Annotated in this window: 1 protein-coding gene; it reads right to left on the bottom strand. The window is 63.6% G+C overall.

Going from position 1 to position 231, the window contains the following annotated elements; all coding sequences use genetic code 11:
- Positions 1-217 (bottom strand): hypothetical protein (locus SB752_RS33365; RefSeq protein WP_410719654.1); only part of this gene is annotated, 217 nt, incomplete at its 3' end.
- Positions 218-231: the final 14 nt, after the last annotated feature.

The raw sequence follows: 231 nt of genomic DNA, 5'->3' as shown, positions 1-231 counted from the left end.
GCTCGGCATGCGCTTCGCCATTCTTGAACGACGTCCGTTCGACGTGCACAACCGCATGGCCGGGTTCGTCAGGCGGCAGCGTGACCGAGAGAATCCGGATCCGCCGCTCAACACCCGCACCCAGCTGCCGATCCAGTGGCTCGGGACCGCTGTAGAGGCCACGGTAATCGCGAGCGACCACGTCGTCACTCATCGAAAGTACGCTGTCGTAGTCCATCTGCAGCAGTCCCC

This window comes from Brevibacillus sp. SIMBA_040 (assembly GCF_046535075.1).
Lineage (GTDB): Bacteria > Bacillota > Bacilli > Brevibacillales > Brevibacillaceae > Brevibacillus.
This window is presented reverse-complemented; position numbering and strand designations above follow the sequence as displayed.